The organism is Microbacterium testaceum StLB037, from assembly GCF_000202635.1.
Taxonomy (GTDB): Bacteria; Actinomycetota; Actinomycetes; order Actinomycetales; family Microbacteriaceae; genus Microbacterium; species Microbacterium testaceum_F.
In genome coordinates, this window is sequence record NC_015125.1 from 2558810 (window position 1) to 2581365 (window position 22556).

Genomic DNA, 22556 nt, shown 5'->3' on the forward strand with positions numbered 1-22556 from the left:
GGCCCGAAAAGGGGCCCGGCGAAAAGACTCCGTTCCGCGCGACGAGATGATCCGGATCTCGCGCGGCGAGTGACATGTCCTCGAACCGCCCCGTCTCCGGACGGGGCGGTTCGTCGTTCGCGCGACTACCACCCGCCCCTCCCCGGGGCAACCCTGATGCTGTGAAATTCCTCTGATCGGCAGGATGGAACGCACGACGCCGGGCACCGACGCCCGCGCACCGAGGCGAGGGGGCCGGATGCGAAAGCTGGGACGGATCGTGGCCGGAGCCTCGGCTCTCGTGCTCGCGGGGACGCTCGGCGCCTGTTCCGCGGATGACGGGGTGCCGACCCTCACCTGGTACATCAACCCCGACGACGGCGGTCAGGCCGAGATCGCGGCATCCTGTACCGAAGCCGCCGACGGGGCGTACCGCATCGAGACCTCGCTGCTGCCGCGCGACGCCGCCTCGCAGCGCGAACAGCTCGCGCGCCGTCTCGCCGCGAGCGACCGGTCGCTCGACATCATGAGCCTCGACCCGCCGTTCATCCCCGAGCTCGCCGAGCCGGGCTTCCTCGCTCCCGTGCCCGACGACCTGCAGAACACCGACGGCATCGTCGAGGGGGCGGTGCAGTCGGCGAGCTGGAACGGCGAGCTGGTGACGGTGCCGTTCTGGGCGAACACGCAGCTGCTCTGGTACCGCAAGTCGGTCGCCGAGGCCGCCGGTCTCGACATGACGCAGCCGGTCACGTGGGACCAGATCATGCAGGCCGCCGAGGACCAGAACAAGCAGCTCGGCGTGCAGGGAGCGCTCGCCGAGTCGCTCACGGTGTGGATCAACGCGCTCGTCGCCTCGGGCGGCGGGAAGATCCTCGAGGACCCCGAGGCGAAGCCCGACGAGATGCAGCTCGGGCTCGAGTCCGACGCGGGCAAGAAGGCCGCCGAGATCATCGGGCGCATCGGCTCGTCGGGACTGGGCGGCGCGGGGCTTCCGACCGCGGATGAGAACGCGAGCATGAACCTCTTCCAGGGGGACAACGGCTCGTTCATGGTCAACTGGCCCTTCGTCTACCCGGCCATGCAGGGCGCCGCTCCCGACGTCGTGGAAGACCTCGGCTGGGCGGTGTATCCCCGAGTGGATGCCGGGACCCCGGCCGCTCCTCCCGTGGGAGGCATCAACCTCGGCGTCGGCGCGTACAGCGAGCACGTCGACCTCGCGTGGCAGGCGGTGCAGTGCATCGTGACACCCGAGAACCAAGCGCAGTACTTCGTGACCAACGGCAACCCGCCGTCGAACCTCGCGGCGTACGACGACGCGGAGGTGACCGAGAAGTTCCCGATGGCCGACACCATCGCCGAGTCGCTGCAGCTCGGAGCCCCGCGACCCCAGACGCCGTACTACAACGAGATCTCGATCGGACTGCAGCGCACCTGGCATCCGCCGAACGCCGTGAACCCCGACACGACGCCACAGTCCTCGACCGACTTCATCCTCGCGGTGCTCAGAGGGGAGCGACTGCTGTGACCGACACGACCGTCACGCGCGCCACGCGGCGCGAGGAGCCGGAGGCTCCGAAGAAGAAGCGGCGGTCCGACCGCGCCCGCGCCGAGGCTCGCTTGGGCTGGATGCTCGCCGGCCCGGCCTTCGGCATCATGCTGCTGGTCACGCTGTACCCGATCGTGCAGGCGCTGTGGGACTCGCTGTTCAGCCTGCGCCTCACCGCTCCCGATGACCGCGAGTTCATCTGGTTCCGCAACTACCAGGTGATCCTCGGCGACCCGGCTTTCTGGCAGTCGATGGGGGTGACGCTGTTCATCACGGTCGTCACCGTGCTGCTCGAGCTGATCATCGGCTTCGGCTTCGCGCTCGTCATGCACCGGGCCATCAAGAAGCTGCGCGGCTTCGCGCGCACGGCGATCCTCGTTCCCTACGGCATCATCACCGTCGTCTCGGCGTTCGCGTTCTTCTACGCCTTCGACATCAACTCCGGCGGATACGTCAACAGCTGGCTCTCGTGGATCCCCGGGTTCGACGAGAACCTCAACTGGTTCGCCTATCAGGGCACCTCGCTGACCGTGATCATCCTGAGCGAGGTGTGGAAGACGACACCCTTCATCTCGCTGCTGCTGCTGTCGGGACTGGCGCAGGTGCCGGGAGACCTCGAGGAGGCGGCCAAGGTCGACGGGGCCACCGGCTGGGAGGTGCTGCGCCGCGTCATCCTGCCGAACATGAAGGCCGCGATCATGGTCGCCGTGCTCTTCCGCACGCTCGAGGCGTTCCGCATCTTCGACAACATCTTCATCATGACCGCGGGGGCCAACGACACCGAAGCCCTGTCGCTCCTGGCGTACAACACCTCGATCGGGCGCCTCGAGATCGGTCTGGGATCCGCGATCTCGGTGCTGCTGTTCCTCAGCGTGCTGATCATCGCGGGGATCTTCATCAAGGGATTCAAAGTCGATCTGTCCGCCGGGAAGAACTCGTGAGGGGCGCGCTCGTGACCGTGACGACCGGCATCCGCTCCGAAGGGACGTGCTCCTGATGCGCGCAATGACCTGGCCCCAGCGGATCATGTGGCTCGTGATCATCGCGGCCGTTCTCGTCTGGTCGCTCTTCCCGGTCTTCTCGATCGCGATGACGTCGTTCAAGACGCAGGCGGGTCTGTTCTCGGGCACGCTCCTCCCGCAGGAGTGGACGCTCGACAACTACGCCACGATCCTCGCCCCGGGTGGCAGCGCGCAGGACCTCTTCCTTCCCGCGTTGCGCAACTCGATCGGCATCTCGCTCATCGCGACGTTCGTCGCGGTGGTGCTCGCGACCCTGTGCGCGTACGCGATCGCGCGGCTCGACTTCCCCGGCAAGCGCATCATCCTCACCACCGCGCTCGCCGTATCGGTGTTCCCGATCGTGTCGATCGTCACCCCGCTGTTCAACCTGTGGCGTGTGATCGGCCTCTACGACACCTGGCTCGGCCTGATCATCCCGTACCTCTCGCTCACGCTGCCGATCTCGATCTGGACGCTCGCGGCCTTCTTCCGCCAGATCCCGTGGGAGCTCGAGCAGGCGGCCCAGGTTGACGGCGCGACACCGTTCGAGGCGTTCCGCAAGACCGTGGTGCCGCTCGCGGCCCCGGGCGTCTTCACCACCGCGATCATCGCGTTCTTCATCGCGTGGAACGACTTCGTCTACGGCATCTCGCTGACATCGACGGATGCCGCGCGGCCGGTGCCCGCGGCCCTGTCGTTCTTCACCGGGGCCTCGCAGTTCGAGGAGCCCACCGGCGCCATCTCGGCGGCGGCCATCGTCGTCACCATCCCCATCGTCATCGTCGTCGTGATCTTCCAGCGCCGGATCGTGTCCGGCCTCACGCAGGGCGCCGTCAAAGGCTAAGGAGCGAGTCCATGGCATCCATCACCCTCAACCGGATCGTCAAGACCTACGACGACGGCTTCACCGCGGTCAAGGGCGTCGATCTCGACATCGCCGACGGCGAGTTCGTGATCCTCGTCGGGCCGTCCGGCTGCGGCAAGTCGACGCTGCTGCGCATGATCGTCGGCCTCGAGGACATCTCCGACGGGGAGCTGCGAATCGCTGACGAGGTCGTCAACGACAAGGCCCCCAAGGACCGCAACCTCGCGATGGTCTTCCAGAACTACGCGCTGTACCCGCACCTGACGGTGTACGAGAACATCGCGTTCCCGATGCGGCTGAAGTCGAGCGACCTGAGCGACAAAGAGATCGACGAGCGCGTGCGCCGGGCGTCGAAGCTGCTCGAGCTCGACGAGCACCTGGAGCGCAAGCCCGCCAACCTCTCGGGCGGTCAGCGTCAGCGCGTCGCCATGGGGCGCGCGATCGTGCGCAACGCCAGCGCGTTCCTCTTCGACGAGCCGCTGTCGAACCTCGATGCGAAGCTGCGCGGACAGATGCGCACCGAGATCGCGCGCCTGCAGCGTTCGCTCGGCATCACCACCGTGTACGTCACGCACGACCAGACCGAGGCCATGACCCTCGGCGACCGCGTCGCGGTGCTCCGCCGCGGTGAACTGCAGCAGGTCGCGAGCCCCCGCGGGCTCTACGACCAGCCGGTCAACCTCTTCGTCGCCGGGTTCATCGGCTCGCCGCCCATGAACTTCCTCAGCGGAACGGTCGACGGCGACACGCTGCGCCTGCCGATCGCCGACGTGCCGCTCGACGACCGGCTGCGCAAGGCCGTCGAGGGCCGCGACCTCGTGATCGTCGGGGTACGCCCCGACGCGTTCGAGGACGCCGACTCCACCGAGCGCGACCTCTCCGGCGGCATCACCGCCGAGCTCGACATCGAGATGACGGAGTGGCTCGGCGAGGTGCTCTACGCCTACGTGCCCTACGAGACGGATGCCACGGTCAAGGACAAGCTGTCGGAGCTCGACCGCGACCTCGACGGCGAATCCCTCCGTACCGAGCTCGTCGTGGCCCTGGATGCCATGAGCTCGATCCGCGCGGGGGATGCCGCGCGCCTCTGGTTCTCGCCCGACTCGCTGCACCTGTTCGACCCGGAGACGGGCGTGAACCTCACGCGCGACGAGGCGAAGGCCGAGAAGCTCGAGGAGGATGCCCGGGCCGCGCGCAAGCGCGCGCTGGAGCGGGCGAAGGAGCGGGCTGCGCGCGAGGACGCGTCGGCCCCGCGCTGAGCGTCGTCGGCGTCGCGCGGAGCGGCGGGCCGAAACTCCTGAGATTCCGGGGCCTACGGGCTCTCCACGACCTCCCGGGGCCGGGAGACGGCGTTATCTCAGGAGTTTCGCCCGCGTCAGACGGTCGAGCCCAGCTGGCCCATCCAGGCGTAGAAGCCGAGGAACGCGGCGGCCCCTCCGACGGTGAGGACGCTCCCGAGCACCCCGGGTGCGATGCGGGGACGCGCGGCGACGACGGTGGACACCAGCAGGGCGACGCCGATCACGGTCTGAAGGATCCAGTACACCGGGCTCGTCGTCGCGCCGACGACCGTCAGCCCGTACACGCCCTCGCCGATGAGCACCGCCGCGACCGGAGCGGCCGCGAACGGCTTCCACGAACCGGGACCCCACCGCAGAAGCGAGGCGGACAGGCCGACGACGGGGCCGGCGAAGAGCCCGATGATCGTGAACGTGTCCTGGAACGGCTCGGCGTAGAAGAAACCACGCCAGGCCGAGACGATCCGGTACCCCTCGATGAGGAGCACGAAAGACACGACACCGAGAGCCGCGGCCAGCGGAGGCCGCGCCCGCGTCAGCCAGACGAGACCGAACGCGAGGATCGTCCAGCCGCCGGCCGAGTTGGCGAACGACGCGAGCGCGTCGGGAAGCACGGTCTGGCCGAAGCTCGTCAAACCCCCGAGGGCGAGCGAGCCGACGGCGACGGAGAGGGCGGGGACGAGCCAGTTTCGGGGGTGCACGTTCCCACGGTAGGAATCGGCGTCTGCGCGCGCGTCCACCGGGGGTGGGCGCGGTGTCATCCTCGAGACGGATATCGCCGCCGTAGGCTGGGGCGATGGGGGAGTGGCATCCGGACATCCTCGGCGAGGGCTTCGAACAGCAGACCCTGCCGCTCGGCAGCGATGACGAGGGGGAGGTCGTCGCGACGCTCGTCCGGGCGATGCCTCACCCCGGGGCGCGTCTTTTCGGGGCGTGGCGCGACCTCGACGTGCTGTACGTGCACGGCTGGTCTGACTACTTCTTCCAGGCGGATCTCGCCCGCTTCTTCACGGACCGCGGCGCGCGCTTCTACGCGCTGGACCTGCGCAAGTACGGGCGCAGCATCCGGCCCGGGCAGACGCGCGGGTACGTCCTCGCGCTCGACGTGTACGACGCGGACATCGAGGCCGCGCTGGATGTCATGGGCACCGAGGCGCGCGGACGCCGTCTCGTCCTGCTGGGCCACAGCACGGGCGGCCTGACTCTGACGCTCTGGGCTGCGCGGCATCGGGGGAGGGCGCACGCCCTCGTGCTCAACAGTCCCTGGCTCGAGCTCCAGCTCGGCCCGTTGGGGCGTCAGGCGCTCGCGCCGATCGTGAACGCCCGCGCACGCCTGGACCCCCGCGGGGGACAGTTGGCGCTGGACCTGGGGTTCTACGGGCGGGCCCAGCGTGAGGTCGGAACGCTGCCCGACAGCCCCGAAGGATGGCGTCCGCCCCGCGCGTTCCCCACCCATCCGGGGTGGCTCGCCGCGGTCATCGCGGGCCATGCGCGCGTGGCATCCGGGGTCGACGTGGGGTGTCCGGCCCTGGTGCTCCTGTCGTTGCGCTCGACCACCTCGTTGACGTGGAACGACGCGATGCGTGAGACCGACTCGGTCCTGGTCGTCGACGACATCGCCCGCGCCGCCACCCGCATCGCGCGAACGGTCACGATCGCGCGCATCGACGGCGCTCTGCACGACGTGTTCCTCTCGGCGCCCGATGCACAGGATGCCGCGTACGCGGCGCTCGGGAACTGGGTGCGAGGGCTAGCGTAGAACGCGATCGAAGGAGCCCCATGATCCCCACCGTCTCCGCCACCGAGCGCTACCGCGCCGCCCGCGACGAGCTCCTCGCGGCGCGCACCGACCCCGATCGGGCGGCCGCGTTCACCTGGCCCCGGTTCGACGGACCGTTCAACTGGGCGATCGACTGGTTCGACCCCATGGCGCGCGGAAACGACGCTCCCGCGCTGATCGTCGTCGACGACGACGGCACCCACCACCAGCGCACGTTCGACGAGCTCGCGCGCCGCTCGGATCAGGTCGCCGCATGGTTGGCATCCCGAGGCGTCCGCCGCGGCGACGCGGTACTGCTCATGCTCGGCAACCAGGTCGAGCTGTGGGAGGCGATGCTCGGCATCATGAAGCTCGGCGGCGTGATCGCCCCGACCACGACCGCTCTCGGTGCGCGCGACCTCGCCGACCGGATCGAGAGGGCCGAGATCCGGCACGTCATCGTGGGAGCTGCGGATGCCGACAAGTTCGACGATCTGCCCGAGGGCCTCGGCCGCATCGTCGTGGGCGGTGAGCACCCGGGATGGGCCGCGTACGAGGAGGCGTTCCTCGCCGAGGCGGGGCCCGCGCGGCATCCGGGGACCGTCGCGGACGACCGCCTGCTCCTCTACTTCACGTCGGGGACGACGTCGAAGCCGAAGCTCGTCGAGCACACGCACGCGTCGTACCCCGTCGGGCACTTCACGACCATGTACTGGCTGGGTCTGCAGCCCGGCGACGTGCACCTCGCGATCAGCTCGCCGGGGTGGGCGAAGCACGCGTGGAGCCTCTTCTTCGCGCCGTGGATCGCCGGGGCGACGGTGCTCGCGCTGAACTACTCCCGGTTCTCGGCCGAGCGCCTGCTCGACGAGCTCGAGCGCGACCGGGTGACGACGTTCTGCGCCCCGCCGACGGTGTGGCGGATGCTGATCCAGGCCGATCTCACCGGGCGTCGCGGGGCCCTGCGCGAGGTCGTTTCGGCGGGGGAGCCCCTCAACCCCGAGGTCATCGCGACCGTGCAGCGCGCGTGGGGCCTCGACATCCGCGACGGCTACGGCCAGACCGAGATGACCGCCGTCGTCGCGAACACGCCGGGCGCCGAGCTCGTTCCCGGGTCGATGGGACGCCCGCTGCCCGGCTGCCCGGTCGTGCTGATCGACCCGGTGACCGGGGAGCCGGCCGACGAGGGCGAGATCTGCCTCGACCTGTCGGAGCGGCCGCTCAACCTCATGACCGGGTACGTCGGTGACGCGGAGCGCAACGACGAGTCGACCGCGAACGGTCTGTTCCACACGGGCGATGTCGCGCGCCGCGACGCCCTCGGCACCATCACCTACATCGGCCGCACCGATGACGTGTTCAAGTCCTCCGACTACAAGATCAGCCCGTTCGAGCTCGAGAGCGTGCTCATCGAGCATCCCGCCGTCGTCGAGGCGGCGGTGGTCCCCGCGCCCGACGATCTGCGCCTGTCCGTGCCCAAGGCGTACGTCGTCCTGGCATCCGGATTCGAGCCCGGCGAGGACGTCGCGATCGACATCCTCCGCTACGCGCGGGAGAAGCTCGCTCCGTTCCAGCGGCTGCGCCGCGTCGAGTTCCTCGAGCTCCCCAAGACGATCTCGGGCAAGATCCGTCGCGTCGAGCTGCGCCAGCGCGAGGAGGCCGTGGTGCGCGGCGAGGTCACTCCGGTGGAGTGGCGCGACGACGCCTTGCGGGGATGAAGCGCCGCGTCGGGATCGTCGCGGCGTCCGTCCTCGGGGGCGCCATCGTGGTCGTCGCGGCGTTGCTGCTCACCCGCGGAGGGACGGATGCCACGCCCGCCGCGTCAGCGACCTCGACGTCGCCGGAGCGCACCGCGACTCCGACGCGCACGCCCTCGCCGAGCCCTACACGGACGGCGACCCCGACGCCGACGCCGACGACGCCGGGGCTGCTCCGCATCCCGCGCGACGCGGCGGGGGACGCTCGCGTGCTCATCACCGGTGATTCGCTCGCGGCTGGATTCTTCGCCTCCACCGAAGCGCAGGGTTTCTCCGCCCTCGTCACCGGGGCCTTGGGCCGAGTCACGCCGACGACGGTCTCCCGCGCGCACGAGACGCTCTCCACGGTGGCCGGTGTGACCGACGTTCCCGCCGACCTCGGCCTCGCGGTGATCGAGTTGGGGACCAACGATGTCGGCATCCCGACCCCGCTCGCGGATTTCGAGGCGCAGTACGCCGAACTCGTCGGACGCATCCGCACCTCGTCACCGCGGGCCGCCATCGTGTGCACCGGCACCTGGACGGTCGACGGAGCCGAGTACGACGGGATCATCGCGGGGGTCTGCACCGCGAACGCGGGACGATACGTGTCTCTCGCCGACCTTTTCGCCACGCCGGAATTCCACGGGCCGGCGGGCCGTGACACCTTCGTCGGCGCGGGCGATGACTTCCACCCCAACGACGCGGGACACCGCGCGATCGCCGACGCCGTCCTGGCGGTGCTCGCGCACTGACGGTTGCGCTCCGCCGCCGGGATGCCGAGAATCGCGGGGTGAGCGAGATCCTGGATGCCGGCCCTTTCTTCCACGGCACGAAAGCCGCCCTGCGGGTCGGCGACCTGCTGACCCCCGGGTTCCCGTCGAATTACCGGCCCGAGATACTGATGAACCACGTGTACTTCACCTCGCGGCTCGACGGGGCGGGTCTGGCCGCCGAGATCATCCCCGGCGACGGGCCTCCGCGCGTCTACGAGGTCGAGCCGACCGGGGAGTTCGAGGACGACCCCAACGTGACCGACAAGAAGTTCCCGGGCAACCCGACGCGCTCGTTCCGCAGCGCCGCGCCTCTGCGCATCGTCGCCGAACGCGACGACTGGACGCGGCTCACCCCCGAGGCTCTCGAGACCTGGCGTCGGCGTCTCACCGAGATGCGCGATGAGAACGCCGAGATCATCAACTGACCGGGCGGCTCACACCGGTTCGGTCGTGCGGATGAGACCGCAGTTCACGCACGACCACGCGACGAGGAAGCGCTCGTCGTCGAGGATCTCGAACGACAGCGGGTCGCCGCACGTGGGGCAGCGACGGGGGTCGGGAGTGCGCTGACGCATGGCACTCACGCTACGCGCGGTGGGGAAGGGCGGGGTCGATAGGCTCGGGGAATGACGGACGCCCCTCGCCCCGCCGACTCGCGGACGCTCCACATCGTGGCGTTGATGCTGGCGGTTCTGTCTGTCGTCGCGTTCTTCGCCCTGCCCGGGGGAGTGATCGACTACCTCATCATGACCGCGTGCGCGGCGGCCGCCGTGTTCTTCGGAATCCGCGGGGTGCTCCGCCCCGGAGCGCTGCGGTGGGTTGTCCTCGCCGGGGGGATCGTGGCGATGTTGATCCTCGTGACGTCGATCGGTCTGCTCGTCATCCGCGTGACGCGGGTGCTGACGTCCGACGCCCCGTTCTAGCGGGCATAGGTGACGTGGATGACTCCGCTCTCGGCGACCTCCGTCGTCACGGTGTAGCGCTCGTCGAGACCGCGCAGTCCGTCCCAGAGGCGGCCGCCCCGTCCGAGGATCACCGGGCGGACGGCGACGTGCAGACGGTCGACGAGGTCGGCCTCGAGCGCGGCGCGGACGGTCGAGAGCCCACCGCCCACACGCACGTCGGCATCGCCCGCGAGCTCGCGCGCTCGGGCGACGGCATCCGTGATCCCGGATGACATGAACTCGAAGCTCGTGCCGTTGTCGAACGTGATCGGCGCGCGCTCGAGATGCGTGAGCACGAGGACCGGAACGCGGAAGGGCGGCTCGTCGCCCCACCAGCCGCGCCAATCGGGGTCGTCGGGGAAGGAGTGCAGGCCGAACATCGCCGCGCCCATGACCTCGGCGCCGATGCCCTCGAAGTACGCGGCGGCGTAGCGGTCGTCCACGCCCGTCGTGCCGGAACCGGAGGTGTCACCGAAGACGCGCGCCCGGAAGGTCTGCGTCGCCATGTAGTCCGCGACGAGACGCCCCCAGTCCTCGCCCATGGGGTTCTCGGCGGTCTGGTCGGCGGGTGCCGCCACCCCATCGAGCGAGATGTTCAGATCGACGCGGACGGCCATGGCATCCCCTTTGCGGAATCAGTTGTACCTCATCATGGCCCCCCTTTGGAGATGACGAGGCCATCGCCCGCTCGAGGCCGGAATGTCCTTCCCCTAGGCTGCGAGAAACAGGGCTGAGGACGATGGGGGAATCGTGGGCCGTCGATCGAAGTGGACCGCTGCCGTTGTAGCGGGTGTGGTGGTAATAGTTTGCTTCCCGACGGGTTCCGCGCTGGCAGCGCCAACGGCGGAGGTGGTGCAGGAGGATAGCGGGCGCATCACCTACGGCCCGGATGCGTGGCAGGAATTGACGAACCCGAACGATCTCGGCGGCACCAGCCGCTTCCGAACAACGCCAGGATGGGCCGAGATCCAATTCACCGGATCGGCGATCGAGTGGATCGGGCGCAAGAGTCCCCGCTCCGGGATTGCACGCGTTTTGATCGACGGAGCTGAAACGGAGCGAGTGGACCGCTACGCCGCTGCGGATCAGTACCAACAGCAACTGCTCGGACCAGCCTCGGATCCCGCTGGATTCGGCACTCACACTCTCAGGATCGAGTGGACCTCCGACGCGAACGCTTCTACCTCAGCGGTGCGGAGTATCCATGTCGACGCCTTCAAGGTCCTCGATTTCTCTGCCCTCGAGGGTCAGCCCATCAGTCTGGTGACCCCCGCACAGTCGGACACGTACGCGAAACGCTCGGGCGTCACAGTGTCGTGGCCGAAGGCCGACTCAGCCGTGAAGTACAACGTGTATCGGTCCTCGTCCGGCCAACCGCGGGCGCTGGCCCGGGTCGTCGGCGGATCCAACAACACAGCGTGGCTCGACTCTGGGCTCGAGTTCGGGCGGAGCTATCAGTACGACGTGACAGCAGTATCCAAAGACGGGACTGAATCCCAACCGTCATCGCGTGTCAGCTACCAACAGCCCTATCTGCAGCCGCGCGCGACCGATGTGTCTGAATGTCCGGCCCCGACCGTGACGGTTACGGATACGGCATCTGCGACCGCTGCGATCGCGTCCGCCCAACCGGGCACAACGATTCGCCTCGCAGATGGTGTCTACGGCCCGCTTGTCGTAAATGACAAACATGGCACCGCAGAGCAGAGGATCTCGATTTGCGGTACCCGAGATGCCATCATCCGTCCCTTCCCCGACACGTTCAACATGGTCGACGGAATCGGTGTGAGGGTGCAAGGAAGCTCCTTCATCACCTTGAACGGTTTCACTATCCAGAACGCACAGAAGGGTGTTGCACTGGCATCCACCAGTGATTCCCGCGTCTATGGCCTTCGCGTGACGAACACGTCGCAGGGTGGTATCTATGCCCAGACCGGATCGAGCGACAACCTGATCGCCGCTAATCAGATCTCTCACACTGGCCTCGATGAAAGCATTCCCAAGGGAGGAATTTGGCATCAAGATGGCCGGTACGGCGAGGGCATCTATGTCGGCAATTCCCAAGGGAATGACACCTGTGAGCCAAATTGCGCTCCGGATGCGAGCGACCGAAATGTGATCATCTGGAACACGATCACCGACGTCACTGCGGAGGGAATCGAAGCTAAGGAGCAGTCGACCGGCGGCCTGATCTACAACAATACGGTGGCGTTCTCATCGACGCACCAAGCTGCGATCTACTCGGCCCTCCAGATCAAGGGAGACGGCTATCTCGTCTACAGGAACAACATCACTAGCGGGCTGAAGTACGGCATCCGATCGGTCACAACGCAGGTTGGTGACCGCGATTGGGGGTACGACAATGTCTTCGCCTCGAACACGATCACGCTCACCAGTGAAATCGATCCCGCTGAGTACGGATTCCTGCAGAACTACGGCACAGCGAATGTCTTCGGCTGCGACAACACACTCGACTCGAGTCCGTCTGTGCCGCTCGTCGCTTCGCCCACCGTTTGTGAGCCGTAGGGAGGGGCGGGTCCTTCGCCTGGCCAGGGGTCAACAACCTCGTCCGAGAGATGCTCCGGGGTGACAATTCGTGTTTCCCCAGGGCAACCGTGCTGCGTGCATCGTACGCCCCGGGCGTCATCCACCCGAAAAGGGGACAGACAACGGCGCTTCGCCCCCGTACGGTGGGTCTCTTACCGCTTCGACGACGCAGCGCTCCCCGCACGAACGGACCGTTCAGGAGCACCCATGTCTCGACCACGCACCGTCACCCACGCGTATCGAATGCCGGGCGGGTGGGAGAAAGTCGACCGGCACGCGCTGACCGCCGACCACGCGGAGGCCCTTCGCGGCGAGGGCTACACGCTCGTCCGCGCTCGCCGCGGCTGGGCGGATACGCGGGAGATCTCGCTCAGCCTCTTCCTCGCGAAGCATGGCTAGGACGAACCGCTCAGAGTTGCCGAGCTGGCCTCACCGGATCGGGCAGTACTCGTCAGCGGCGAGCTGGACGAGTGTCTCGTTGGCACCCGCGGGGATGTCTCCCTGCAGGGCAACGATGCTGCCCCGGTCGACGCCGGCGGCGAGTTGATCGCACGTATAGTCGGCCGCCGACGCGACCTGCTCCGCGCCCACGTCGCCGCCGAGTTCGACGACCGTGAGCCGAATCGCCGTCAGCATGTCTGATGGCCCGGACGTGTCCTCGTCGGGTACCGCGATCGGCGCCCCGGGTATCCCCGGATCGTCGACCGGTGCGTCGGTCGGCGCACCGCCGGCTTCGTCGACCGGTGCGTCGGTCGGCTCCGCGGAGACCGCGCTGTCCGTTCCGTCCTGGGTGGAGAACGCCGTCGGAGCTGGTTCCGACTGCTCCGCGGCATCCTGCGCGTAGACGCACCCGGACAGCGCCAGCAGGAGAGCCAGCACGCCGGGGATCAACACGCGCCTCATTCGCTCACCCTACCCACGCTGTACGCCGATGCCTATGCCCGGTGCGAGCGGAAACAAGGCGAGAGCGGCGAGCGCCGACCTCATGGCCGCGATCGCCGCTCTCGTGGACTCTTCGCGGATCGGAGCGCCAAGCGCCCAGGCCAGCGAGCAAGATCACCGGTAGTTCGTGAACTGCAGATCCACGTCGAGGTCGGCGGCCTTCAGCAGACGCTGGACTTCCTGCAGGTCGTCGCGCGACTTCGACTGGACGCGCAGTTCGTCGCCCTGGATCTGCGACTTGACGCCCTTGGGGCCCTCGTCGCGGATGATCTTGCCGATCTTCTTCGCGATCTCCTGCGAGATGCCCTCCTTCAGCGTGGAGGTGATCCGGTACTCCTTGCCGCTCTGCACCGGCTCGCCGCTCTCGAGGCTCTTCAGCGAGATGCCGCGCTTGATGAGCTTCGTCTGGAACACGTCGAGGACGGCGTTGGCGCGCTCTTCGGAGTTCGCCTTGATGACGATCGACTCGCCGCTCCAGGCGATCGACGCATCGGTGCCTTTGAAGTCGTACCGCTGCTCAACTTCTTTGTGAGCCTGGTTCAGGGCGTTGTCGGCTTCCTGTCGATCAATTTTCGAGACGATGTCAAATGAGCTGTCGCTTGCCATGCGAAGAGTTTACAACCGCGGAAAATCAAGGCTCCGGGACTTGAATTCGGCGACGAAGATCGTCACGCATACCCGGTGACGTATGGGGTGAGCCCTACTGTCGGGCCATGCGACGACGCTCTTCGCCCCTCCGCGCCACGATGCTCGTCGTGATCGCTGCCATGGGGCTGCTGCCGTTGTCCGCGTGCGCGGTGGGGGCGGGGCAAGCTCCTCCTTCCGGAGCGCAGGATCCCGACGTGGTCGCCGCTCGCACCGCGGCTGCCGCGGCCGAGCAGGATCTCATCGCCGCGGCCGCCCTGGGGGAGCCGATCTCCACGAGCGTGCAGGACACCTGCAAGCGCGGTTCGTACAGCGCACCCTGGGGTCCCTACGACCCCTACTACTGGTCGTGCGGACACGTGACCTCGTGGGTCGTCTCGACGGCGACCGCCGACCCCGCTCAGCTCATCGCGGACTATCGCGCGCACCTCGCCGGTCTCGGGTGCACGCCCGACGAGGCGGCCTTCGACATGACGGCCGACTACTGGCAGATGTACGGGGTGCCCGGGCAGAACGCCAACGGGGAGCCCTACACGGTCGATGACCTCCCGGGTGGGACGGCCGTCTGCGCCGACGGGCGCACGGTCGGGGTGGCCTTCCGCTCCGCGGCCGGTTTCGACACCACGACGTTCTTCACCTATGCCGAGGGCGACGGCGAGACGATCACGAACGAGCCGCCCAACCTCGCGGCGATCCACGCCCGCGCGCCCGAGCTCGTCGTCGTGCTGAGCACCAGCACCGGGTATCACACCGTTCTCCGCAGGGAGCCGGAACCGCCGTCGACCCCCGAGCCGGGATACTGCGCCTGCTACAGCGGCAGTACGTGCGACTGCCCGGGCGGTTAGGGCTCGACCGGCCACCCGTCCTTGAGCGAGCGGTCGTCGTCGCGCCGCAGCGCTCCGGTCCAGGATGCCGACTGCTCGCCGTCGCGCCCGCGCACCTGCCCGGGCCGCACCCCGGTGTAGCGGAACCCGCACTTCTGGGCGACCCGCATCGACGCGACGTTGCCGACGACGCATTCCCAGAGCACCGCGTCGATCTCGGTACGCGCGAAGGTGGCGTCGATGACCGCGTCGAGGGCTTCGGGCATGAGACCGCGACCGCGGTGCTCGGCCCCGAGCCAGTAGCCGACCATGCCCCACGGCACGCGGACACCGATCACGCCGAGCAAGGGTCCGGCATCCGTCTCTCGGACGGCCCAGGTCCACTCCCGGTTCTCGGCCCAGCCGTCGGCGACGTATCCCTCGACGAAACCGACCGCGTCGTCGCGGGTGTACGGCCACGGCGTCGTGAGGTAGTGCTCGAACACCGGGTCGGAGCAGTAGCGGGTGATGTCGTCGACGTCGGCGAGCGTCGGCTGGTTCAGGACGAGACGAGCGTCGCGCAGCGAAAACGGCGTCATCGCCGCAGCCTACCGATGCGCTCGTAGACTCGGATGCCATGCGAGCACTCACCGAGACCGAGGTCCGGGACGCGTTCATCAACGCCACCCCCGACGAATTGCGTGTCATCGCGATGCCCCACGACTTCGTCCTGACGGACTGGGATCACCTCGACTTCTTCGCGTGGCGCGACCCGCGGACCCGCGGCCGCGGCTACGTCATCGCCGAGCGCGACGGTGAGCCCACGGGGGTGGTGCTCCGCGCCGCGGAAGGCCAGTCGCGCGCTCGATCGGCCATGTGCAACCTCTGCCACACGATGCAGCCCGGAGACCAGGTGTCGCTGTTCACGGCCCGCAAGGCCGGGTCCGCGGGGGAGCAGGGCGACACCGTCGGCACGTACATGTGCGCCGATCTGTCGTGCCACGAGACGGTGCGTCTGGCGGCGCCCCTCGCCCCGAGCGAGATCCGCGCGAGCGTGGATCGCAAGATCGACGGCACGAAGCGGCGGACCGAGGAGTTCGTTGACCGCGTCCGGGAGGTCGCCGACATCGCGCGGTGACGCCCACGGTGGTTGGAGGCATCCCTCCGGGGATAGTAGAGTGGTCTATCGCGCCTCCGGTCGACTGCCAAAGCCGGGCGGGTGCGCACCTGGCGAGTTACCCAAGCGGCCAAAGGGATCTGACTGTAAATCAGACTGCATTGCATTCGGGGGTTCGAATCCCTCACTCGCCACCCGCGTGATGTCCCGCGACATGAGTTCCATGTCGCGGGACATTTCTCATTTCTCGGCGTCGTGCGACAGCAGTGCGGTCGCGTCTTCGAGACGGTCGTCTCAGCGCGCCTGCTCGAGGAGGACGCGGGACTTCGACTCGAGGAAGCAGAGGAGCGAGCCGAGCACGGTCACCTCGTGGCCGAGGTTGACGAGGTCGGCCGCACCGAGCTCGATCACCGACTCACGAGGCTCCATCGTGACCTTCCAGGTGCCCTGGCCGCCCGTGACCGGCTGCAGGTAGCTGATGGTGTTGGCGCGGCTGAGGTCGACGACGATCAGACCCGCGTCGGGATCCTGATCGTCGTCGTGCTCGAGGACGCGGATCTCGCTGCCGGTCAAGTATCCGCGCGCGAGGAATTCGTCGAGCCACTGGTCGAGCGTCTCTTTGTCGAGCAGTTTGCGAACCGGCACGGCACCTCGTCTCTGCGGAGAGAACGAGAAAGACCCGCTCCCACCGCCATTATGGCGGGTGGAACGGGTCGGCGAAGAGGTGTGTTATCAGGCCGCGCGAACGGACCGCGTCGACGGACGCGACGGAGCCGACGCGGTGGCCCGCGCCGGAGTGCGGACGGCCTCCTCGGCGGCTTCCCACGAGCGCACATCGACGTTCAGGCCGGTCGCGGAGTTCGACTGGTCGGCCAGTGCCCGAAGGTACTCGCCGCTCAGCTGCTCCGGCTCGGCGGAGTCGAAGACGAAGCGCAGGGGAATGGACGGCTGGAGCCAGATGGTGGAGCGGCCGTTCTCGCCCTCTGCGCCGGACCAGGTCAGGGTGAATGATTCTCCGCGGCGCAGTTTGGTCGCGGTGATCACCTTGATGTATCCGAGCAGACGGTCGGGGAGGGTGACGGGTGCGGTGTCGGAACCGTAATACAGCTTGGCCATGGCGATCTCCTTCGAATGGGTCGTTGGGCGGGGCTAACTGCTAACTTAGCAGGTATTTCACGAAATTAAATAAGTACATGAATAATTCATCTCCCTGGATATGCTCGGAGAGTGGCCAGCCGGGGCCGCAGGGGGGAGGGGGCCGTGTCCGACGCGTCATCTGTCCTCCTCGACGCTCTCGACTCTTATGTCGACGCGGGCCGAGATGCCCTGGTCGCGGCGCGGAAAGTGCTCAGTGTCAGTGACCTCGAGGCGCGCGCGATCCAGAGTGTCGGCGCTCATCCCGGCATCCGCCCCTCGGTGCTCCGCGAGCACCTGGATGTGACGTCTGCGGGGGTGACGACGCTCGTGGATCGGCTCGTCGGCAGGGGGATCCTGCGGCGCGAGCTCGACGCGGACGATCGTCGGGTGAATCACATCCATCTCGAGATCGACCTGAACGTCGAGCCGTGGTCGGCCCTCCGGCGCTTCGAGATCGAGGTCCGGCAGGCGGTTCGAGCGGAATCGCCGGAGGCATCCCTCGTCTTCGCCGAGATGCTGCGCCGCGTCACGGCGCGAGCGCGCGCGACGATCTGACGCGACCGCCCTCGAGCCGAACGAGACGTGTCGCGCACGCGACGAGTGCGTCGTCGTGGCTCACGCAGACGACGGAGGTCCCGCGTCGCGTCTCGTCCGCGATCGCGGCGCGGATGAGCGCGCCGCTGTGCGCGTCGAGTCCCGTGGTGGGCTCGTCGAGGAGCAGGAGGTCGGCCGCGCGCGCGAGGCCCTGTGCCAGGAGCGCCCGCTGCCGCTGACCGCCTGAGAGGGAGGTGAAGGGATGCCGCGCGAGGGGCGTGATGTCAAGACGGGCCATCGCGTCGTCGACGGCGGCGCGCCGCGTCGGTGAACTCCGTCGGAGGCGGCCGCGGCGACCCCAGGTCCCCACCGCGACCATCTCACGCACCGTCAGGGGGAGGCGATCGGAGACGGCTGCGCGCTGGGGGACGAAAGCGCGGGAGTGCCCGTGGACGTCGACGCGTCCCGCGGTCGGCCGCCGGGTGCCGGCCAGGACCTCGAGAAGCGTCGACTTGCCCGCGCCGTTGGGGCCGACGATCGCGGTGAGGACTCCCGGGGCGATGTCGAGATCGACGTCATCGACGGCTCGCGTGCCGGGGAAGTCGACGCGGATGCCGCGGAGGGAGGCGGAGGCGGGGGGCATGGCATCCATTGTATGAGTTTGAGAATCGTTCTCAACAACGCTACGGTCGTGCCTCGTGTCCCTTTTCGCCGATCCGTTCTCGTTCGAGTTCGTGCAGCGCGCGTTCTGGGGCGGGTCGCTCGTCGCCGTGCTGTGCGGGATCGCCGGCACGTGGGTGATCGTGCGCGGCATGGCGTTCCTCGGCGAAGCGCTCGCGCACGGCATGCTCCCCGGCGTCGCTCTCGCGACTGTGCTCGGACTGCCCGTGCTCCTCGGCGCCGCCGCGAGCGCGGTGGTCATGAGCCTCGGCATCGGAGCGCTCCAGCGTCGTGGGCGCCTGTCGTACGACACGAGCATCGGGCTGCTGTTCGTGGGCATGCTCGCGCTCGGGGTCATCGTGATCTCGCACGCCGGGAGCTTCGCGACGGATGCCACGGCTATCCTCTTCGGCGACATCCTCGCCATCGGGGTCGATGACCTCGTCGTGCTCGCCGTCGCGGTCGCGCTCGGCCTCGTCACGGCGGTGCTCGCGCACCGGAGCCTCGTCGCCGTCGCGATCGACGAGCGCGTCGCGCACGTGCTCGGGCTGCGGCCCCGCCTCGCGCAGACCGCTCTCGTCGGGCTCGTCACCCTCGCGGTGGTGGCCTCCTATCAAGCCGTCGGTTCGCTCCTGGTCGTGGGGCTGCTCGTGGCCCCGGCCGTCGCGGCGCGCCCGTGGACCCACCGCATCCCCACGACGATGGCGCTCGCCGCGCTCATCGGGGTGGCCGCGGTCTTCGGGGGCCTCGTGATCTCGTGGCACGCCGCCACGGCCGCGGGCGCGACGATAGCCGCCACCGCCATCGCCGCCGCGGGGGCGTCGGGTGTGCTGCGTGTCACCGTCACCGCACTCCGGCGCCGTGTCGCCCCCGCCGTTCCTGTTCCCCTCTGACGCAGAAAGTCTCCATGCTCCACCGCTCTTCCCCCCGCCCTCTCCTTCCGGTCACCGCTCTCCTGCTCGTCGCGCTCGTCGGGTGCTCGTCGTCGGCGCCCTCTTCCCCTTCCCCCGAGCCGTCCGTCGACACCCACGGCGAGATCGCCGGCGCCGCCGAGCTCGCCGAACCGGCGGTCGGTCTCACCTCGATCGACGGCGAAGGCCGGGTCTCGCACCTCGACCTCCTCGAGGAGACGACCGCCGACCTCGGTGCGGTCCGCACGCCCGCGGCGCTGCATTCCGACGGGCGCTATCTCTTCGCGGCTGACGCGTCCGGTGTCTCGATCGTCGACAGCGGCGTCTGGACCTGGGATCACGTCGATCATTTCCACTACTACCGGGCGGAGCCGAAGCTCCTCGGCGACGTCCGGGGCGGGGGTGTCGCGACGGTCGCCACCTCGACCTCGTCGACCACCGGCGGCACCGGGGTGTTCTTCCCCGACTCCGGCGAGGCCGTCCTGCTCGACACCGAGGCGCTGTCGAAGGGCGCAGTCGTCGAGAGCTTCCGGCTGCGGGTCACCCCCGGCCCGGGGCTCGTGGCGCCCGCCGGCTCGTTCGCGGCGATCGCCGCAGCCGACGAGGTCACGCTGCATGCCGCCGACGGTGCGGCGATGGGGGATCCCGTCGCGTGCACGGAGCCCGCGGGAACCATCACGACCCGCGTCGGAGCGGTGATCGGATGCCGTGACGGCGCCCTCCTCATCAGTGTCGAGGACGACAAGCCCGTCGTCGAACGCATCCCCTACCCCGAGGGAACGTCCGCGCCCCGCGCCACCGCCTTCGCCCATCGCGAGGGGCGTCCGACCGTCGCCGCCGTCGCCGGGGGAGCGGGGGCGTGGCTGCTCGACACCCGCGCGCGTTCGTGGACCCTGCTTCCCACGCCCGAGCCGGTCGTGCAGGTCACCGCGGTCGACGACAAGGACGCGAACGTGCTCGCCCTCACCGCCGACGGACGCGTGCTCGTTCTCGACGGGGAGACGGGCGCGGAGCGCGCGGCATCCGTCCCGCTCGTGGGGGCGAGTCTCGCCGCGGGTCAGCCGGTCAGCCTGATCGCCGACCAGCAGCGCGCGTACCTCAACGGTCCGACGGAGGGGCGCATGTGGGAGATCGACTTCGCCGACGGCGCACGCGTCGCCCGCGAGTTCGCGCCCGAGCGTACGCCGCTGTTCGTCGCCGAGACGGGACGCTGAGATGAGGAAGCTCCTCGCCCTCGCCGTGACCGGCGTCCTGCTCGCGCTCACCGGGTGCGCCGGCACGGCGGCATCGGATCGCCCGCTCGTCGTCGTGACGACCAACATTCTCGGCGACGTCGTGTCGCACCTCGTCGGCGACGACGTCGAGGTACTGACGCTCATGCGCCCCGGGGCCGATCCGCACTCGTTCGAGATCTCCGCCGCGGAGGCCGCGCGCCTGCGCTCGGCCGACCTGCTCGTCGCGAACGGTCTCGGACTCGAGGAGGGGCTGCAGCAGCACCTCGACGCGGCGGCATCCGAGGGGGTGGAGACGTTCGTCGCCGGCGATGCCGTGACCGTGCTGCCCTACACCTCGACGGACGCCGGCGGCGCCGACGATCCGCACTTCTGGACCGACCCGGCGCAGATGATCGCGGTCGTCGATGCGCTCACCCCGGTCCTCGAGCGACTCGGTGGTGCCGCGGTCGCCGAGCACGCCGCCGCCTATCGCGCCGACCTCGAGGACCTGGATGCCGCGATGACCGCCGCCTTCGCCGCGATCCCGGCGGAGCGTCGTGCTCTCGTCACGAACCACCACGTGTTCGGGTACCTCGCCGACCGCTTCGACTTTCGCCTGATCGGGGCGGTGATCCCCGGCGGGACCACGCTCGCCGCGCCCAGCGCGAGCGATCTCGCCGACCTCGTCGCGGCCATCGATGAGGCGGGGGTCCCGACGATCTTCGCCGAGTCCTCATCGCCCGACCGCCTCGTCCGGGCGCTCGCGGACGAGGCCGACCGCCGCGTCGAGGTGATCGAGCTGTTCACCGAGTCGCTCACCGACGCCTCGGGCGACGCCCCCGACTACCTGACCATGATGCGCGTCAACACGGAGCGCATCGCCCGCGGCCTGTCGCCCTGAGCGGCCGGCCCCCACCGAAGAAAGAGAAATCACATGCGCACACCCTTCCTCCGCGCGAGTCTGCTCGCGCTCGCGGTCGGCGCGACCGTCGGTCTCACCGCCTGCGCGGGCGGCACCGGCTCCGCCACCCCCGGCTCCGCTGCCCCCGCGTCCAACGCCCCGGCCGAGACCGGCACCCGCGTCGCCCTCTCCTACCCCGGCGGCATCGTCGTGCTCGACGGCGCGAGCCTCGAGGCCCTCGGCGACGTCAGCTCCGAGCAGTTCACGCGCCTGAACTCCGCGGGCGATGGACGCCACGTCATGGTGACGACGAGCGAGGGCTTCCAGGTTCTGGATGCCGGTACCCCCGACGCCGAACCCGAGCTCACCGACCTGGTGTTCCCGGCCGCCAAGCCGGGTCACGTGGTCACGCACGGCGGCAAGACCGTGCTGTACGCCGACGGCACGAGCGACTCGACCGTCTTCGACAGCGATGCGCTGCTGGCATCCACTGATTCCCTTCCCGCCGTCGAGACGATCCCCGGTGTCGAGGCGCACCACGGGGTGTCGATCGTGCTCGAGGACGGCACCTTCCTCACCACGGTGGGCAACGCCGACGGGCGCAACGGCGTCATCGCGAAGGACGCGTCCGGGGCGACCATCGCGCAGAGCAGCGACTGCCCCGGCGTTCACGGCGAGGGCACCGCGAAGGACGAGGTGGTCGTCTTCGGGTGCGAGAACGGCGCGCTCGTCTACGACGCGGGAACCTTCACCAAGCTCACCGCGCCGGATCAGCCCTACGGGCGCATGGGCAACGCCTACGTCAGCGAGGACAGCGCGCTGATCGTCGGCGACTACAAGGACGACCCGGATGCCGAGGGCTACCTCCTGCACCGCGTCGCCCTGATCGACACCGCCGCGAAGACCCAGCGCGTGATCGACCTGCCCGAGGGCGTGGAGTACACGTTCCGCGACATCGCGCGCGGTCCCGGCGGACTCGCCTACATCCTCGCGACCGACGGCTCGATCCACGTGCTCGACCCGGCGACCGGGGATCTGACCGCGTCGTACCCCGTGATCGGGGCGTGGGAGGGGCCGGCCGAGTGGCAGGACGCCCACCCCGCGATCAAGGTCTCGGGCGACATCGCCTACGTGACGGAGCCCGCGAAGAACGCGGTGCACGCGGTCGATCTCCCCACCGGGAACGTCGTGAAGAGCGTGACGCTCGACCAGGCGCCGAACGAGATCGCGCTCACGCGCTGAGC

At 68.9% G+C, this 22556-nt stretch carries 27 protein-coding genes and 1 tRNA gene; 19 read left to right on the forward strand and 9 right to left on the reverse strand.

Annotated elements, in window-relative coordinates; translation table 11 throughout:
• The first annotated feature begins 238 nt into the window (after positions 1-238).
• Genes MTES_RS11575 through MTES_RS11590 form a run of 4 tightly spaced genes read left to right on the forward strand, consistent with a single transcriptional unit; the run spans position 239 to position 4650 of the window.
• Positions 239-1504 carry a sugar ABC transporter substrate-binding protein gene (locus MTES_RS11575; protein ID WP_013585445.1) on the forward strand — a complete coding sequence of 422 codons (1266 nt, stop codon included), beginning with the start codon at positions 239-241 and terminating at the stop codon, positions 1502-1504.
• Positions 1501-2466, forward strand: a complete 966-nt coding sequence (locus MTES_RS11580; RefSeq protein WP_013585446.1) for a carbohydrate ABC transporter permease — start codon at positions 1501-1503, stop codon at positions 2464-2466. Before MTES_RS11575 ends, MTES_RS11580 begins: the two co-directional genes overlap by 4 nt.
• A 55-nt stretch (positions 2467-2521) precedes the next feature.
• Positions 2522-3370: a carbohydrate ABC transporter permease gene (locus tag MTES_RS11585; RefSeq protein ID WP_013585447.1), complete on the forward strand. Its 849-nt coding sequence runs from the start codon at positions 2522-2524 to the stop codon at positions 3368-3370.
• An 11-nt stretch (positions 3371-3381) separates the two neighbouring features.
• Positions 3382-4650, forward strand: coding sequence for an ABC transporter ATP-binding protein (locus tag MTES_RS11590; RefSeq protein WP_013585448.1), 1269 nt, complete (start codon positions 3382-3384; stop codon positions 4648-4650).
• A gap of 116 nt (positions 4651-4766) precedes the next feature.
• On the opposite strand, the gene MTES_RS11595 is transcribed toward MTES_RS11590, so the two are convergent.
• A complete protein-coding gene (locus MTES_RS11595) occupies positions 4767-5390 on the reverse strand; it encodes a DUF6518 family protein (protein WP_013585449.1) in 624 nt (207 codons plus the stop codon).
• Positions 5391-5485: 95 nt separating this feature from the next.
• Between MTES_RS11595 and MTES_RS11600 the strand changes: the two genes are divergently transcribed.
• From MTES_RS11600 to arr, 4 genes are read left to right on the forward strand one after another with little or no spacing between them, the layout of a single operon-like run.
• Positions 5486-6448, forward strand: a complete 963-nt coding sequence (locus MTES_RS11600; protein WP_013585450.1) for an alpha/beta hydrolase — start codon at positions 5486-5488, stop codon at positions 6446-6448.
• 20 nt (positions 6449-6468) lie between these two features.
• Complete coding sequence (locus tag MTES_RS11605) at positions 6469-8163, forward strand: AMP-binding protein (protein WP_013585451.1); 1695 nt, start codon at positions 6469-6471, stop codon at positions 8161-8163.
• On the forward strand, positions 8160-8936 hold the full coding sequence (locus MTES_RS11610; protein WP_013585452.1) for an SGNH/GDSL hydrolase family protein: 777 nt from the start codon (positions 8160-8162) through the stop codon (positions 8934-8936). Before MTES_RS11605 ends, MTES_RS11610 begins: the two co-directional genes overlap by 4 nt.
• 38 nt (positions 8937-8974) lie before the next feature.
• Positions 8975-9382 carry an NAD(+)--rifampin ADP-ribosyltransferase gene (gene arr / locus MTES_RS11615; RefSeq protein ID WP_013585453.1) on the forward strand — a complete coding sequence of 136 codons (408 nt, stop codon included), beginning with the start codon at positions 8975-8977 and terminating at the stop codon, positions 9380-9382.
• A gap of 9 nt (positions 9383-9391) precedes the next feature.
• Here arr and MTES_RS19670 read toward each other — a convergent pair whose 3' ends face one another.
• Complete coding sequence (locus MTES_RS19670) at positions 9392-9532, reverse strand: hypothetical protein (RefSeq protein WP_167539374.1); 141 nt, start codon at positions 9530-9532, stop codon at positions 9392-9394.
• Between the two features lie 51 nt (positions 9533-9583).
• On the opposite strand from MTES_RS19670, the gene MTES_RS11620 reads away from it, so the two are divergent.
• Positions 9584-9880 (forward strand): hypothetical protein, encoded by a 297-nt coding sequence (locus MTES_RS11620; protein WP_013585454.1) that lies wholly within the window; start codon positions 9584-9586, stop codon positions 9878-9880.
• Here MTES_RS11620 and MTES_RS11625 read toward each other — a convergent pair.
• Positions 9877-10518: a dihydrofolate reductase family protein gene (locus MTES_RS11625; protein ID WP_013585455.1), complete on the reverse strand. Its 642-nt coding sequence runs from the start codon at positions 10516-10518 to the stop codon at positions 9877-9879. The two genes, MTES_RS11620 and MTES_RS11625, sit on opposite strands and share 4 nt — an antisense overlap.
• 232 nt (positions 10519-10750) lie before the next feature.
• Here MTES_RS11625 and MTES_RS19360 point away from each other — a divergent pair, with 232 nt between their 5' ends.
• Together MTES_RS19360 and MTES_RS18935 are read left to right on the forward strand one after the other, a co-directional pair.
• A complete protein-coding gene (locus tag MTES_RS19360) occupies positions 10751-12427 on the forward strand; it encodes a right-handed parallel beta-helix repeat-containing protein (RefSeq protein ID WP_158309756.1) in 1677 nt (558 codons plus the stop codon).
• A gap of 228 nt (positions 12428-12655) precedes the next feature.
• Complete coding sequence (locus MTES_RS18935; protein WP_013585457.1) at positions 12656-12847, forward strand: hypothetical protein; 192 nt, start codon at positions 12656-12658, stop codon at positions 12845-12847.
• A gap of 30 nt (positions 12848-12877) precedes the next feature.
• Here the strand turns inward: MTES_RS18935 and MTES_RS11635 are convergent, their stop codons facing one another.
• Together MTES_RS11635 and MTES_RS11640 are read right to left on the reverse strand one after the other, a co-directional pair.
• Positions 12878-13351, reverse strand: a complete 474-nt coding sequence (locus MTES_RS11635) for a DUF732 domain-containing protein (RefSeq protein WP_148272867.1) — start codon at positions 13349-13351, stop codon at positions 12878-12880.
• Between the two features lie 153 nt (positions 13352-13504).
• Positions 13505-13996, reverse strand: coding sequence for a YajQ family cyclic di-GMP-binding protein (locus MTES_RS11640; protein ID WP_013585459.1), 492 nt, complete (start codon positions 13994-13996; stop codon positions 13505-13507).
• A gap of 107 nt (positions 13997-14103) precedes the next feature.
• On the opposite strand from MTES_RS11640, the gene MTES_RS11645 reads away from it, so the two are divergent.
• A complete protein-coding gene (locus tag MTES_RS11645) occupies positions 14104-14880 on the forward strand; it encodes a hypothetical protein (RefSeq protein ID WP_148272868.1) in 777 nt (258 codons plus the stop codon).
• Here the strand turns inward: MTES_RS11645 and MTES_RS11655 are convergent.
• Positions 14877-15437, reverse strand: a complete 561-nt coding sequence (locus MTES_RS11655) for a GNAT family N-acetyltransferase (RefSeq protein WP_013585461.1) — start codon at positions 15435-15437, stop codon at positions 14877-14879. The genes MTES_RS11645 and MTES_RS11655 overlap by 4 nt on opposite strands.
• 38 nt (positions 15438-15475) lie before the next feature.
• Here MTES_RS11655 and MTES_RS11660 point away from each other — a divergent pair, with 38 nt between their 5' ends.
• Both MTES_RS11660 and MTES_RS11665 read left to right on the forward strand, forming a co-directional pair.
• The gene (locus MTES_RS11660) at positions 15476-15976 is read left to right on the forward strand and encodes an FBP domain-containing protein (RefSeq protein WP_013585462.1); all 501 of its coding nucleotides are present in this window, start codon (positions 15476-15478) and stop codon (positions 15974-15976) included.
• A gap of 91 nt (positions 15977-16067) precedes the next feature.
• Positions 16068-16149: transfer RNA gene (locus MTES_RS11665), tRNA-Tyr, on the forward strand.
• A 100-nt stretch (positions 16150-16249) separates the two neighbouring features.
• On the opposite strand, the gene MTES_RS18545 is transcribed toward MTES_RS11665, so the two are convergent.
• Positions 16250-16600, reverse strand: a complete 351-nt coding sequence (locus MTES_RS18545; protein ID WP_013585463.1) for a hypothetical protein — start codon at positions 16598-16600, stop codon at positions 16250-16252.
• Between the two features lie 87 nt (positions 16601-16687).
• Positions 16688-17071 carry a hypothetical protein gene (locus tag MTES_RS11675; RefSeq protein ID WP_013585464.1) on the reverse strand — a complete coding sequence of 128 codons (384 nt, stop codon included), beginning with the start codon at positions 17069-17071 and terminating at the stop codon, positions 16688-16690.
• Between the two features lie 144 nt (positions 17072-17215).
• On the opposite strand from MTES_RS11675, the gene MTES_RS11680 reads away from it, so the two are divergent.
• On the forward strand, positions 17216-17647 hold the full coding sequence (locus tag MTES_RS11680; RefSeq protein WP_043361370.1) for a MarR family winged helix-turn-helix transcriptional regulator: 432 nt from the start codon (positions 17216-17218) through the stop codon (positions 17645-17647).
• Here the strand turns inward: MTES_RS11680 and aztA are convergent.
• Positions 17619-18269, reverse strand: a complete 651-nt coding sequence (aztA, locus tag MTES_RS11685) for a zinc ABC transporter ATP-binding protein AztA (RefSeq protein WP_013585467.1) — start codon at positions 18267-18269, stop codon at positions 17619-17621. The genes MTES_RS11680 and aztA overlap by 29 nt on opposite strands.
• Positions 18270-18324: 55 nt before the next feature.
• On the opposite strand from aztA, the gene aztB reads away from it, so the two are divergent.
• Genes aztB through aztD form a run of 4 tightly spaced genes read left to right on the forward strand, consistent with a single transcriptional unit; the run spans position 18325 to position 22554 of the window.
• Positions 18325-19179, forward strand: coding sequence for a zinc ABC transporter permease AztB (gene aztB, locus MTES_RS11690; RefSeq protein WP_013585468.1), 855 nt, complete (start codon positions 18325-18327; stop codon positions 19177-19179).
• A gap of 14 nt (positions 19180-19193) precedes the next feature.
• Positions 19194-20411: a hypothetical protein gene (locus MTES_RS11695; protein ID WP_013585469.1), complete on the forward strand. Its 1218-nt coding sequence runs from the start codon at positions 19194-19196 to the stop codon at positions 20409-20411.
• Position 20412: 1 nt separating this feature from the next.
• The gene (aztC, locus tag MTES_RS11700) at positions 20413-21312 is read left to right on the forward strand and encodes a zinc ABC transporter substrate-binding protein AztC (RefSeq protein ID WP_013585470.1); all 900 of its coding nucleotides are present in this window, start codon (positions 20413-20415) and stop codon (positions 21310-21312) included.
• Between the two features lie 33 nt (positions 21313-21345).
• Positions 21346-22554, forward strand: a complete 1209-nt coding sequence (gene aztD, locus MTES_RS11705) for a zinc metallochaperone AztD (RefSeq protein WP_013585471.1) — start codon at positions 21346-21348, stop codon at positions 22552-22554.
• Positions 22555-22556: the final 2 nt, after the last annotated feature.